This is a genomic window from Butyrivibrio sp., from assembly GCF_017940685.1.
Classification (GTDB): Bacteria; Bacillota; Clostridia; order Lachnospirales; family Lachnospiraceae; genus Butyrivibrio.
This window is the reverse complement of the sequence record NZ_JAGAYD010000034.1, coordinates 1-14,600: the sequence shown is the minus strand read 5'-3', so window position 1 is coordinate 14,600 and position 14,600 is coordinate 1. Positions and strand designations below refer to the sequence as shown.

The 14,600-nt window shown below is 42.6% G+C and carries 11 protein-coding genes and 2 pseudogenes; all 13 read left to right on the top strand.

The window, feature by feature from the left end; translation table 11 throughout:
• Positions 1-173: 173 nt before the first annotated feature.
• Complete coding sequence (locus J6I68_RS02475) at positions 174-1,550, top strand: hypothetical protein (RefSeq protein ID WP_292217037.1); 1,377 nt, start codon at positions 174-176, stop codon at positions 1,548-1,550.
• Between the two features lie 5 nt (positions 1,551-1,555).
• A pseudogene (locus J6I68_RS17400) lies at positions 1,556-2,791 on the top strand (VirD4-like conjugal transfer protein, CD1115 family); the annotation flags it as partial.
• Positions 2,792-3,073: 282 nt separating this feature from the next.
• A pseudogene (locus J6I68_RS17395) lies at positions 3,074-3,937 on the top strand (type IV secretory system conjugative DNA transfer family protein); the annotation flags it as partial.
• Positions 3,938-4,174: 237 nt separating this feature from the next.
• The gene (locus J6I68_RS02465) at positions 4,175-4,543 is read left to right on the top strand and encodes a hypothetical protein (protein ID WP_292217035.1); all 369 of its coding nucleotides are present in this window, start codon (positions 4,175-4,177) and stop codon (positions 4,541-4,543) included.
• Between the two features lie 63 nt (positions 4,544-4,606).
• Entirely contained in the window at positions 4,607-5,566 is a 960-nt protein-coding gene (locus J6I68_RS02460; protein WP_292217034.1) for a hypothetical protein, read from the top strand.
• 1 nt (position 5,567) lies between these two features.
• Complete coding sequence (locus J6I68_RS02455) at positions 5,568-6,017, top strand: PrgI family protein (protein ID WP_292217032.1); 450 nt, start codon at positions 5,568-5,570, stop codon at positions 6,015-6,017.
• A gap of 9 nt (positions 6,018-6,026) precedes the next feature.
• Entirely contained in the window at positions 6,027-8,621 is a 2,595-nt protein-coding gene (locus J6I68_RS02450; RefSeq protein ID WP_292217030.1) for a VirB4-like conjugal transfer ATPase, CD1110 family, read from the top strand.
• A gap of 12 nt (positions 8,622-8,633) precedes the next feature.
• Positions 8,634-8,855, top strand: a complete 222-nt coding sequence (locus J6I68_RS02445) for a hypothetical protein (protein ID WP_292217029.1) — start codon at positions 8,634-8,636, stop codon at positions 8,853-8,855.
• A 53-nt stretch (positions 8,856-8,908) separates the two neighbouring features.
• A complete protein-coding gene (locus J6I68_RS02440; RefSeq protein WP_292217027.1) occupies positions 8,909-12,346 on the top strand; it encodes an NlpC/P60 family protein in 3,438 nt (1,145 codons plus the stop codon).
• Between the two features lie 85 nt (positions 12,347-12,431).
• The gene (locus tag J6I68_RS02435; protein ID WP_292217026.1) at positions 12,432-13,517 is read left to right on the top strand and encodes a ParM/StbA family protein; all 1,086 of its coding nucleotides are present in this window, start codon (positions 12,432-12,434) and stop codon (positions 13,515-13,517) included.
• Positions 13,514-14,077, top strand: a complete 564-nt coding sequence (locus J6I68_RS02430; protein WP_292217024.1) for a hypothetical protein — start codon at positions 13,514-13,516, stop codon at positions 14,075-14,077. The genes J6I68_RS02435 and J6I68_RS02430 overlap by 4 nt, the downstream gene beginning before the upstream one ends.
• Positions 14,070-14,393 carry a hypothetical protein gene (locus J6I68_RS02425; protein WP_292217021.1) on the top strand — a complete coding sequence of 108 codons (324 nt, stop codon included), beginning with the start codon at positions 14,070-14,072 and terminating at the stop codon, positions 14,391-14,393. Before J6I68_RS02430 ends, J6I68_RS02425 begins: the two co-directional genes overlap by 8 nt.
• A gap of 4 nt (positions 14,394-14,397) precedes the next feature.
• Positions 14,398-14,600, top strand: a 203-nt coding sequence (locus J6I68_RS02420; RefSeq protein WP_292217019.1) for a hypothetical protein, incomplete at its 3' end; no start/stop codon positions are given.

The window sequence follows — 14,600 nt, the reverse complement described above, 5'->3', positions numbered from 1 at the left end:
TTTCTATATATAGTATAGGATATTTGCCTGCCACAAGGAATTTCTGTACAGCAAATTTTATACTCTTTTTATGCATGACAGACAAAACGGCTCTCTGTATAGCTCATAGATATGGTGCCTGATTAAAAAAAGAAGAGCTATAACCCATATTTATATTATGGAGGGATAAGACAATGGCTAAACAGTATTTTGAAGACCAACAGCAGTTTGATAGCACAACTAAATTCATGGCAGCGACCATTGATGAGATAAACATGTTCCTTAAGATGCTCTCAGAACAGCTTGAGAGCAGGGCAAAATATGCTCCTCAGAGAGAAATGGCAAAATGGATCAAAAATGACGGGGAATGCATTGCCTATCCTATACAGGGAAAATGTGGAGACGAGCTTAAGAGGGAACTTGCAAACAAGGGAGTTGCCTTTATAAGTACGGCAGATGATACAAAGATCATCATTAAGCAGCCGGACCTTGAGCTGGTAACAAGCCTTAACGAAAGAGTCCTTACTGCAAAGGGCAATTATTACCAGGAAATAGATGCTGCAAAGCTCGAAACAGCCATTGCAAAGACCGACAGAATAAAGGACAAGGAGATTATAACCCTCCACGGCCTTGATAAGTACCAGTATGAGGTTCTCAAGAATAAATGCAACGATATAACCAGAGGTTTTATGGTAGGCAAGGAAGAAGAGCCCGACGGCACGATTTCTCTTTCTGTACACGCCCAGAAGGTAATAGTGAAAGACCCCGAAAAGATGGACCTGTGTAAGGCTTTTGCAGAGTCGATGCTCTCCCTTAACGGGGAAAATTCAATCCTAAAGCGCCAGCAGGTAGATGCTGATGAAAGGCTTGATAGGGAAGTAGCTTCCTTAAAGGGGTGTGAGTCAACCCATTATGTCATTGGTGTAGATGATACGTCTAAGTATATCGAGATAAACTCGCAGGGCTTTGAGTTTCACAGGGTAAAGTTTGAAGACGGGAAAATAAAGAACATGCAGGAGCTTACGGTAAGTAAGGATCAGATGGACTACGAAATAGAGCTTCAGAAGTGCATGGATAAGATATATAACAAGACCATCATAAACGACGACAATAGGATTGCCGAGCATCTGATGTCCCCAAAAAGAAACTTCGAGACTGCCCGCCCAGAAAAAGACCAGGTGCAGGAAAAGATTTCGAGAATGGAAAAAGGCGTCGTTGACAAGGCGAACCTTCTTGTCAAAACAGGGCCGAAGAAAGAAGAGCTCTTTAGGCTTCCACCAAAGGAAGCGTTTATCCTCTACCAGAATGAGATGATAGATGTCATTGACGCTGCGATCACAGGGAAAGAACTTGAGGGATATTCAGGCGCAGATATAGAGAGCATCAAAGATGAGTTTGTGAGAGCCGATGTAGACCCCAATAACTATCAGCTTACTGTCCGTGGTTTTAGAAAATACGACATAGAAAACCACGATGCGAAGGAAAGAAAAGCTCCGGCAAAGAAAGAAGAAAGGCAGACTCCGCCAAAAGAAGATAAGTCTAAGGACGATGGCGAGAGAGAAAGGGCATAAGAAACATGGCAACAGCAATAGAAAAAGAAAGAAGGCGTAAGTCAAACGCCAAGGTATATATAATACTTGGTTCAATATTTTATGTCTATCTGTTATTGACATATCTCCATTCGGCCGCGATCATGCGAAACAACCCGAGGGCGAGCTTCATGGAAGCCTTTAATGAAGGCATGACAAATGTGTTTATACACCCCCTGGAGATATTTCCTATCAGCGGTATGACAATTCTGTACAGTGTGCTTTTTACGATTGCCGCAGGGACAGTCCTTATCATGCTCGGCGCCGAAAAAGCGCTCAAGAAACATGACAATCCGGATACAGTAAACGGTGAGGCTCACCTTATGAACCAGGATGAGCTTGAAAAATACAACCTAAAATACGCATCGCCCCTTGGAAAACCCGAGATAAATGGCGAAAACAATATGATCATCAGTAAGGATATAAGACTTGCCATTGATAACAGGGGTACAAGAAGAAACTGCAATATCCTTGTAATCGGCGGATCTGGTGCAGGTAAATCACGTTTCTTTGCAGCTCCCAATATCCTTCAGTACAACTGTAACTTCGTCATCACAGACCCTTCCGGAGAAATGCTCCGTGATTATGGCAAAGCCCTTGAAGATGTAGGGTATAACGTAAAGGTATTTAATCTTACCGACGTGTACAGAAGTAACAGATACAATCCTTTCCACTATATCAAAGAGGAAAAGGATGTATTTACATTGGTAAACACTCTGATCAAGAACACAACTCCGTCAGAGGGAAAGGCAGGAGATCCTTTCTGGGAGAACTCAGAAAAACTTCTCCTTACAGCACTTATCCTGTATCTGTGGCATACAGAGGAAGAAAAAAACCAGACCTTTGCAAACGTGGTTAAAATGCTGACTCTTGCACAGATTGATGAGAACGATGCAACGGCAGTATCGGATCTTGACAGACTCTTTGAAGATCTTGAGAAGAGAGACACCAACAGGACAGCAGAGCTTGCCATAAGACAGTATAAAAAATTCAAGATGGGTGCAGGCAAGACCCTTAAATCAATCCTTATTTCCGTAGGTGTACGTCTCCAGACATTTGAGCTTGCAGACATGCAGTACCTTACAGGCGCAGATGATTTTGAATTTGAGAGCTTCAGTGATACAAAACAAGCCATCTTCGTAATCATCCCTACGGCAGATACAACATTCAACTTTATCGTATCTCTTCTGTACAGCCAGTTATTCTCTTCTTTATATACTTATGCTGAAACAGAAGCAGAATTTGGATGGAAGGCATCTATCGGAGCTGCCAATAATATAAAAGTGGTACATGCAAAAAATAAAAAAGAGTCTGCCGAGGCAAAAAAAGAGCTCGAAGCATTCGTAAATGAAGTTAAAAAAGGCATCGTAGTCAGACCCGATAAGGAGAAGAGGCTCTATAAGGTTTATACGAAAGATACAAATGAACTCGTGGGATGGCGAGGTAACAAGGCAGAGCTTGAAAAGTTCAAAGCACAACTTCAGAACGTCAAGATAGAAGCTTGCGATGCAAGATGCCCCATTCATGTACGTCTAATTTTGGATGAGTTCGCTAACATTGGGCAGATCCCGGACTTCAACGAGAAGCTTGCCACAATGCGTAAGTATGAGATAAGTTGTTCAATCATCTTACAAGCTCTTTCACAGCTCAAAGATATTTACAAGGATAAGTGGAATACAATCGTGGCAAACTGCGACACAAAGCTCTTCCTTGGATGTGATGACTCAGAGACAATCGAGTGGATGCTCAAGATGCTCGGAAAGAAAACAACTACTGTACAGAATACATCCTGGCAGGTGAACGGAGGAGGGTCTACCTCTCTTAACAAATCCTCTATCGAGATTATGACAATAGATCAGATCACCATGATGCAGGATGATGAGTGTCTTGTAAGAATAAGAGGAGTAAGACCATACTACGGCAAGAAATATGAGCTGACAAACCATCCAAATTATAAATATGCCCATGCAAAAGGCGGACAATTTGTCATCCCTCTTGCAAAGGGCGTTGAGATAAGGCAGCGTGGCCCGCTCCATCTTCTTGAGCCGGATAAGTTTGCGGATGATAATACGCCGCTTGCGAAGGCTGAGAAGGACAATCCGGAAAATTCTGTACAGCCTCATTCAGCTCCTTCTGCAACAGAAGTAAAGAATGCCGCAAGAAAAGCAGAAGCAAAAGAAGCGCAGGAAGCCCTTTCCGGATTTGAAGCATACTCGCCAGAGACAGACGAGATGATAACCAAAGGGCTTGAAGATGCTCTTGGCATAAAGCCCGGTATGTCATCACAATCCATAAAAGAGACAATAGATACGCTGGTTACAATAAACGTATTGCAGGGTAGTAAACTCACATACGCAGCAACGGATTAAGTAAAAACCGTGTACAGAAAAATTAAGAAGAGGTTTAAAAAGCCTCTTCTTTTCTTTTTGTTCGGAACTACCTGATATAGCAAACCACTGTTTATATGAATTTTATGGGTAAAATACATAAAAAACCAACAAGATAAAAAATATTTATGGAAAAATATTGTTTTTAAGCCAAAAAAGACATCCGCTCTTCCATATTTATTTTAGATAGTAAAAAACAATATACAAGAAAGGACCTAAATGTATATGAAGGAAAATATCAACACACTCAAAGCAAGATGTAACCACTTTCTCATTGAGAAGGGCATCCCCGTTGGAACAGCTCTTACAACAATGGGAACAATGATGATGATGAATATGGCATCAGCGGATTCCGCATCAAGCCTTCTTAAGTTCATCATTGACGTTATCGGTAAGCTGATCCTTGCAATGGCTGTTATCATGGCAGTTATGGGACTTGTTTCCTGGGCACAGGCAAACTCAGAAGGTGACGGCCCTGCTCTAAACAAGGCGAAAATGACCCTTGCGGCAGCGATCATGCTTGTAATCTTAAGTGTTATCCTTATCGCATCTAAGAGTACACTTGCGGGAATGCTTACAACAACCTGACGGTAAGCAAAACATAAGGGGCTGGTTTAAAAGCCAGCCCTGTTATTTTTAAAGGAAAATGGTATGGATTCAATTACATTAAATAAGAAAAATCAGATCATAAGAGGAACAAATATGTTCCTTGTTATATCTTTCATAATTATATTCCTGCTTCCTGGCGCTTTTGCAGTAAACAATGACAACGCAATGGTTGTGGATATGGCACAGACCATCCTTACAGGGCCAATGAATATCGTTACCGATACTCTTACCGGCGGTGCGGCAGCAAGCGACGTGCTCATAAATCTGTGGGCCCAGTGCACCGGTTCTATGGAACCGTGGCTTGAGACCATCTTCAATTACATAAAGGGCCTTGGAGCACTTCTCGCTATTGCTATTACGATGGCTCATATTTTTGAAGGAATACAGAGAGAACAAAACCCTGTTGAGGCGGTTTGGAAAGGACTTGTAGAGCTTTTTGCCACATTCCTTATCCTTATGAACATCCCCACTATTCTTGACAAGGCAGGCGAATTTATGACTGCCATTATAAGTAGTATTACGTCAGGCGGCCTTGCGAATGCAACTGCAAGTCCCGAGGATCTTTTAAAGGCACTCACGGGACACACATCTGGAAATTTTTTCTGGATGATACAGGCATGGATATCCCTTGCGGTGCCGTGGATCTTGACACAGCTCATCATTGTTGCAGCAAAGTTCGTGGTAATCCAGATATGTCTTGAAATCATTGTAAGGAAGGCATTTGCTCCGATTGCAGTAGCAGATATTTACCATGAGGGACTCCGTTCCCCTGGAATGAGATATATAAAAAGATACTTTGGAGCATATTTCAAGATGGCAGTGTGCGCAGTCATATGCCTCGCTATAAGCAATATCGCAGGAACAATGATGACGCGAAGCATATCTGGTGGCGGAGCGAGCAATGCTCTTGATTTTTGCTTTTCACTGATTGCAGTAAACTTCTCGGCCATAGCAGTAATGCTTAAAGCAGGAGAATACACCAACGATATAATGGGAGCTTAATATGATCACAGTTGAAATGTCTGATGATATCAGAAAATACGAAAATAAGTCCTGGGGTCCGTTTACGACAAGACAGGCAGTATGCATCGGTCTTGGGGTTTTAGTGGCAGGTGTCATAGCACTTCTTATCCCCGTGGATACGGGCAATAAGATCACTATTGGTCTTATTCTGATGATCCCGTTTTTCCTTTGCGGATTTGTCAAACTCGATGGAGCATATTTTGAGACGATTGCGATAAACATGCTCTATTTATATGTTCTCACGCCAAGAAAGAGAAAGAACATACAAAAAAATACCTTTGCGGAAGAGTATAAAGAGCTTTTAAAGAGAGAAGAACAGATAAAGATATCTAAAATGGATGCAGCCACAAAGACGAAATATATGGCAACACACGGACCTAAAAAGAAGATAACATACAGTTCCAGAGAAGAATTTAAAGTTTACAGGTGAGGATAAATCATGGCAAACAAAGATTTAGCAATGAAACAGAGACAAGCAGCAATGAAGAGAAGCGAAAAGAACGCTCCGAGCCAGCCGCAAAGCACTTCTCCTGCAAGGGCAGACAGAGTAAGAAGCGGTGGTCAGACTACTCTTGTCACAGATAATAAGAAAAAGAAGGTGGTTGAATCCGGCATTGCAAGACAGATGATAAAAAAGCTCGCTAAGATCGACACCCTTCCCAAGACTGTATCAGAGTCCATCCCGATAAGGGGAGTCATGCCCGCAGGCATTATTGAAACAACTCCTGGGACATTTACAAAGAGCTATCTTCTCCACGACGTATCATTTTCTATTGCAACAGAGCAGGAGCAGTTCCAGATATTCAACGCATTTGCGTCGTTCCTCAACACTTTTAACGAGAAGACCAGATGGCAGTTTAATATCTACAACCACGAAATAAATAAGAAAAGGACTATGGCGAACATAAGGATCGCAGCTCAGAAGGATGGTCTTAACCCATACAGGCAGGAAATGAACAATGTTCTTCTTGATAACCTTAAGATGGGTAATAATTCCATTAAGCAGGATAAGATCCTTACCGTTGCTATTGACGACATAAATGCCGAACATGCCGTGTCTGTACTCAGAAGAATGGATGCTGAGATTTCAAGAAAGCTCCGTCCTATATGCAAGGTAGATACCGTGCCTATGACAAGCCAGGAGAGGCTTAACGTACTTTATCAGATCTATAACCAGGATTCCGACTACAGGCTTGAGACAGGTTTTCTTAATAATGACCCTAAAAACGAGGGCGTGTTTGACTTAAGATACGTTGAAAAGTGTGGTCTTTCTGTAAAGGATATTATCGGCCCTACATCCATGGACTGGTCTGGCGGAAAGAATTTCATGCTTGGAGACACATACGGACAGGCAATGTATCTTAAGAATGTCCCTTCATCCTTAAGCACAGCATTTCTTGAGGAACTATCGGATATCCAGTGTAATCTCCTTATCAGCACATATTCTGAGAGGATCAACTCAGAAAAGGCAATAAAACTTGTAAAGAACAAGCTCTCATCTATCGAGGCTTCTGCAACAGCAGTTAATAAGAGAAATAACGACGGCGGTGTGTTCGCCGCTCTTCCTCCGGAGCTTGAAAGGAAGCAGGAAACATCAAGAGAGCTGTTAAAAGACCTTACAGAAAGAGACCAGAACCTCTTTGATATGACATTCCTTATCGTTGTATTTGCAAGGACACTGGATCAGCTTGAGGAGAATGTAAAGCTTGTAAAAGAAGTGGGAGGAAAGTACCTCTGTCCTATACAGGATCTTCGTTATCAGCAGGAAAAGGCACTTAATTCAGCACTTCCTCTTTGCAGAAACGATGTATCTTTATCAAGACTATATACAACAGAGTCAGCGGCGGTATTCATTCCCTTCTCTTCACAGGAGATCAATCAGAAGAACGCCATCTTCTATGGGCTTAATCAGATAACAAAGTCGATGATCCTCTATGACAGGACATCCGGAGATAACTATAACGGACTTATCTTTGGTATGGCTGGCTCTGGTAAATCATTTACAGCAAAGCTTGAAATGGTGTCTGTCCTTTTAGGAAAAGCCAACGCGCAGGTCTTTGTAATTGACCCGCAGGGCGAGTATTATCCGCTCGCAAAGGCACTAAGAGGGCAGGAGATTGAACTAAGACCCGGTTCAAGGGTTTACATCAATCCTCTTGATCTTGATATATCCGAAAATGTTGACGATGAAGACGACCCTATTTCCATGAAGGTAGACTTTATCATCTCGATTTTTGAGATTGTAAACGGCACAAGGGGAGAACTTGACCCTGCGGAAGTCTCAATCCTTGACCAGTGCGTAAGAAAAATTTATCAGCCATACCTTTACATGCTTCAGGCATCCGGAAAGACTTCTGACCTTTTACAGTGCCCTACACTTGGAGACCTGTACCAGGAGCTCAGAGAATATTCAAGGGAAAGATATGAGGCAAGAGGACTTGCAGATAAAATATACCCTTATGCAGCGGGCACATTTGACACATTCGCTCACAGAACCAATGTAGAGACTAATGCAAGATTTGTTGTCTACAACACAAAGTACCTTGGTGCAGGCATGAGAGAACTTGGACTCCACATCTGCACATACGATATCTGGAACAGAATGATCATCAACTCAAAGAGAAATGTCTGGACGTGGTTTTATATCGACGAGTTCCATATCCTTCTTGAGTCAGATGGCACAACAAAGTTCCTGCGCCGTGTATGGAAAATGGCCCGAAAGTGGATGGGTGTCCCTACCGGCATCATGCAGAATACAGAGGATCTTCTCCGTACAGCAGATACAAGAGCAATCATAAATAACTCGTCCATGATAATCATTTTAAATGAGCCATTGATGGATAGACAGAATTTGCAGGAGCTTTTATCACTGTCAAATTCGCAGGTAGAATACATAAATAATGCAGAAAAAGGTCACGGGCTTATCTATACAGGAAAGATTGCAGTTCCTTTCGGGTTTGATTTCCCGAAAAACACTAAGCTTTACAGCCTCCTGACCACAGCACACGACGTTGAAGAGTCGCTATTTGCTTAAGGAGGTATGCCTATGACACTTTCTGTTACCATGATCATCAATATAGTTTTAATTTTGGGTCTCGTTATTTCATATTTAGTATATAAGGTGGTTTGTATTAACCATCAGAAAGACCCTACTTTCAAGGCGAAAGAAGAAGAACGCCTGCGGGAGCTTAAGCGCCAGCAGCGTGACAATGAAAGCCTTGATGAATATATGGCTTCAAGCGATGATTACGACAACTACGATGAATAAGTAGTAAAAGCCAGAGGGTTAGCCCTTTGGCTTTATTTTTATAAGGAGTTTATATGGCAAAGCTAGACCAGAACAGGATAACTGAAGACATGGTAAAGGCCCAGAGAGGAGAAGGCGGGAGTAAGAGCCTTAACCCCAACTATCGGGAATCTCTGGTAAAAAAGAGCGACGCAGCCCCAAAGGACGTAAGAGAAGAGTATAAGTTTACCGGGAAGGGTGGCAATGAGTTCAGAGTAGGTGATGCTTACTCCGGTTCTGCCGTGAATAATACGGTAAACGGGGACAAACTCACCATCGAACAGGGGAACCTGGGCGGGAGGAAAGACGCAAAAGTTAATATCGGTGGAGGAAATACGAGCGAAGGTACCAGTCAGAGCAAAGCCGAGGTTAACAATGTGAACACCGGTTATTACCAGGGCCATGCAAAAGTAAAGACAGATAGGATATCTGAGGTCACAAACCAGACCGTACAGGGACAGTACGAGCAAACAGAAGCCAAACAGGGCTATAACCAGATAAACAAATGGGTGGAACTCTCCGGTGCAGGCGGAATTACAAAGGGGACATCAAACGCAGATCTCCAAAGAGTTCTGTACAGCAGAAATCTTAACGATACCGTCAAAACTTATGTGGGTGAAAAATACGCTGTTGGCAAGGTACACGGCGGAAATATACTGAGCGATTATAACAACAATGTAAGGATCGTAGAGGACGCCCTTAGAAACAACTTTGCCATAAATGGTAAAAACCTCAATTTAAGAGAAATAGATATGTCCCTTGCAAAAGGACATGTGGGAGGTATGGCGCACCTTGGCCAGAAGGTAGAACTGACAAAAGAAAGCAGGGAGCTTCTTAAGGAACTGCAATTTTTAAGAAGACAGGAAGGAAGGGTTAAGCAGCTCCAGAAGTCCCATGGCGGCCTTAAAGACACATCCAAGGCGTGGGTCAAAGAAATGTATGGAGACTCTGATACCGCCACAGGATATGATTTTGCAAAAAAGGTAGGGAAGATCGGCTCTGCGGGACTCTCAGTTGGTAAAACGGGTGTCGTCGGTACAATAAAGGGCGTAGGCGGTATTGCTTATGACGCAAAAAGAGTGGGCCTTGGCGCCCAGAGCGTCGTAAATAAGGCAAAGCTTAAAGACCTTGAAAAGAAAGGCGCATCTGCTAAAAGTATAGAAGAGCTGAAAGAAAAAGGCATAAAGATAACAGAGAAGACTAAAGAGCTTCGTGTTAAAAAAATGAACTATAAGGCAAGCGTAGACAGGTACGCATCGCCTATCAGCACTGCAAAATTCAATATAAAAACAAGGTACAATGCCTTTATAAATAAAAGGCTTCCATGGCTGCGCCCTTTGCAGGATAAACTGAGGAATAATATTGTATCAAGGGTAGTAAGATCACCATTTTCACTACTTAACTTCCTAAAAAGGGCAGCGGTAAAAATTGCGATTGTTATAGGCGGCATTCTCTTAATACTGGTCCTTATATGGGTAATTGCCATGTGTATCGTTGGCATGACAGGCGACCGGGGGACGGGGTTTGACTCTGAGACAGAAACAATAGCTGACTCTGCTGCACAAAAGATGATAGACTATCTGTACTCATGGCAGGAAGCCTATACAGAAAATGTTTTTGAGTGTTCAGTAGATACAGAACAGGGGCGTATATGGGCCGCAAAGAGGTTGCCCGAGTCATGGTTTGACCAGATAAGAGCTTCAGACCCAACTCTTATGGCAGACGAAAACGTGGCTTCTGTCTACTACGACGGCGATATCGCAGGCTTTAACTTTGGTAAATACTGGGGCCAAAGGGCTTGGAAGTGGGGTGGTGGAGAAGACGCTGTTGGAGCAAAGCCTGTCTACGAAACATCAATAAGTGATACATGGGAAATAGGCGGCGAAGATGGATATACTGACTATGAAACCCATACTGTACACCTTAAATTCTATGGAAATGCAGGACTTGTTGGCGATATCGGTGATTACGACATGCCCTCTGTAAGAGATTGTTATAACGCAGGTATTGACGAACTTGAATTTAATATAAATGGTAATTCAGAAAACCCCGGCACATGGAGCGAAGCATATGAAGCATGGGAAGATCCGTCCTATTTAAATCCGGATGTTGAATGTACATTTACATACCTCGGTTCAAGATACTCTTATGCCGTGACAAACGAAAAGTATACTCAGTTTTATGACACAAACGGAGATCTCCAGAAATATGGAATAGACCAGTTCTATAAGGCTTTCCTTATTTTTGCCATGGGCTTTCAGAATAATGACGGGTCAGATGCAACTTTCTCAACTCTGTATACGAAAGAAGTGTTTGACGACATCATGGATCATGCGACGGTAACACTTACATATGAATATCTAAAAGAAGACAAGTCAAACTCAATGAAGGCGAACATGCATATAGATGGCAATGAAATTCCCTTGTACACGAATGACTACTACAGATGCAAGGTGCATGTAGACGTATTCCTTGAGGACACAGGGCTTGTCGATATGATGTACCGAGATGCAACTTTAGAAGTGGAAGAACTTGACGGAACAAATTGGGTGCACAACGGAGAAGTGGGTAATGAATGGGCTCACTCATCGCATCCTTTCTACAACATTGAAAGCAGACTCCTTGACGAGATAGTAACCGTAGAATCTGAATATGTATATATTACAAAAGACCGTTCCGATAATGGATATAGGGCATGGTATACGGAGTCGCAGGGAGAAAATACTCTGCCTCTTTGGGGAATGACGGAATATGAAAATGCTGACAGGTCGATGTTAAGAGAAAGAGCCTATGACGCAGACGGACTCCCAAGAATGTACTCCGAGGTAATGGATAACTGCATAGCATACTTTGACCTCGACCCGGAAGATCTTGATGTACTATTTGGGGAATTATCATTCCCATCCGGATGGGCGGCCACGCTTACACAGACGCAGATCCTTCGTATTATGAACAATATGCAGAAATGGTATGAAGAACAGGGGCTTGATATGTCACAGTTTGCAAGCCTTGAAGAATACATGCAGTTTATCCTTTCGACCATAGGCAGATACGGATATATATACGGAATGCACAATACTGGCGATTGGGCTGCATACAATGGAAGAGGTTTTGACTGTTCTGGTTATATCTCATATCTTCTCCAGGCAATGGGTAAGATACCAAATGGAGCATATTATTCATGCGGAGCTATGGTGAGCGGAGCGATGGGGTATCCGGTGACAAGTTATAGTGGGGACCCAAGTTCCCTTGTCCCTGGCGATCTTGTTGTTAAAAACGCATCATGGGGAACAGCCGAAGGATCAAGCAACCACGTTGTTATGTATGTCGGAAAGCTGCAACTTGAAGGTGATTCTGAACCGGTAGACTATTTCGTAGAGTGTACGACATCTGGTAAGTCAAAAGGCACTCAGCTCACCAAGGGGACCAGCACAAGAATTGCAGGCTATGATTATGTTGTGCACACAGGCTAAGACGCTGTACAGAAAACGGATTACCACTGCAATTATCCTATATTTAATATAAGAAACAACATCGTTTAGATTATTTGGAGGTCTTATGGAAAGATATATTGCAGTAGATTCTGGAAAATTCGCAACAAAGGTAGCAGAGTATAATGCAGCAAAGAAGTCTGTAAGATCATTTTCTATCCGCACAGCGGTATCAGAAGGTGATTTCAGGGATGATGCTATCGAGGAAAATACAGTAATCGTCAAGATCGGCGATAAGGTACATAAGGTAGGCAACGGGGCAAGAGGGCAGGGCGCTCCTCTTGATACAGACAAAAAGAGCGAAATGCATAGGATATGCGTCCTTACAGCACTTGCAACCCTGGCATCTGCAAATGAAAAGGATGTTATCAATGTTGCAGTAGGGCTCCCTGCATCAGAATGGGCCAGCGTTTCAAAACGTGAGGATTTTAAGGCTTTTATTCTCCCAGAGGGAGAAGTAACGGTTGAGATCAAGAAGGACTCAAAGAGCGATGTTCTTAAAAAGACCTTCACTATCAAAAACAGATTCGTGTTCCCGGAGTCATACGGTGCGCTCGCGCAGGACGGTGTTGTTGAGACTCTTACACCCACAACTATTACCGGTGTGCTCGACATCGGAAACCTTAATCTTAATGCCACATTATGGCAGGGAAAAGAGCCTCTCCTTGATTATTCTGCAACAGCAGAGCTTGGCGGAGCAATCCTTATCCAGAAACTCTCACAGGATATTTCAACAAGCATTACTCCGTGTAATGAACTTATTACTGCAAATATCTTAAAGAGCAGCGACAGGGCGCTTCCCAGAGGACCGAAGGTCACTGAGGATATGGTGAATGAGTCAAGAAACCTTATCAAGAAGGTACTCCGTGAACACGCAGCGCAGGTAAAGAGCGTATGCAGGACAAAGGGATGGTCGCTTGACGTTACAAAGATCGTTGCCATCGGCGGTACTTCCAAAGACCTTAAGGAAGAGCTCGAAGAGGTATTTGGCGACATTACGGTGCTTCCGAATGCACAATATTGTAATGTTCTTGGATATCTCCGCATGATGTGTGCAAAGGAAGAAGTTCTTGGAGAGCTCATAGACATATCTGATACTCCAAAAGTCGTAAAAACAGAAAAAACAGAGGTAAAGGAGAAAAAGGCGGGTTGATAAAGAAAAGGCTTGCAAATAACATCGTGATCATGAAGAGTGATGACGGGCGGGCAATCATAGAAATGGAAGAAAGCGCAAGAAAGGTCATCAATATTGAAACTTTCGAGAGGGATATGAGAAGGATATTTGCTAACAGGGCAAAAACAGACCGTCTTTTAAAAGGTATATGCGATATGCTCTGTATGGCATCACTCCTTCTCGGGATAATCTCTTTTATCACATCATACAGACTCAGCTTCCAGTCGCTTATTGCAAGCTTGATATTCTATTTTGCATCGTCTGGCCTTGCAATATCCACAGCGGATAAAAAATATTTCCGCACACAGTTTGCCATATCAGCGGCAGCATTTGTTGTAGGATGCATGGTTTTATCAAAAGCTCCTGCTGAGATAGGAACTTTATATCTATATGTTCCGCCCGCAATGGCTATTACGTCAGCCTTTTTAGGTCAACAATTTATAAACATGAGCAGGGGCTATAAAAAGACAGCCAAAATGTTTAAGGAACTCTCGACTTTAAGATATGAGATCCATTTAAGAAAGGATATCAATGAGTGATATAAGGTCTCTTTTGGAAGAATACACACAAATAACAGGTCGCCCGATGGCAACCATTTCCGTAGAAGAGTATCTGTCCTTTAAGAAATTTGAGGTTAAAAATGCAGTCCCAGTACAATCCCTTGACACTGAGACAGACAAAAAGACAGAAGAAATCCTCTGTACAGAAAACAACGCTAAGCCTCAGAGCGAAAATATAAGACCCATTCAGCAAAGAGCAGAAAAGAAGACCGAAACAAAAAAGCAGGAGCAGAAAAAGGATGCTGTGAATGACAAAGAAGCCATTTTGGCTATGCTCCGCTCAATACCAGGATAACGCCATGGACGAAAAACTAATGAATGTTCTGACCTTGCAGGAATATCACTTGCTTACGTCAGAAAAGACACTAAAACCATATATCGACGAAAAAGGTGCTTGTTATCTCTTTTATCTAAGGAGCGATGCAGAGAAGTTTATCTCCGATAAGTCCGACATAAAGATAGAGGATGCCAAGCACTTTAGAATGCCTTTTATTGCAGAGCT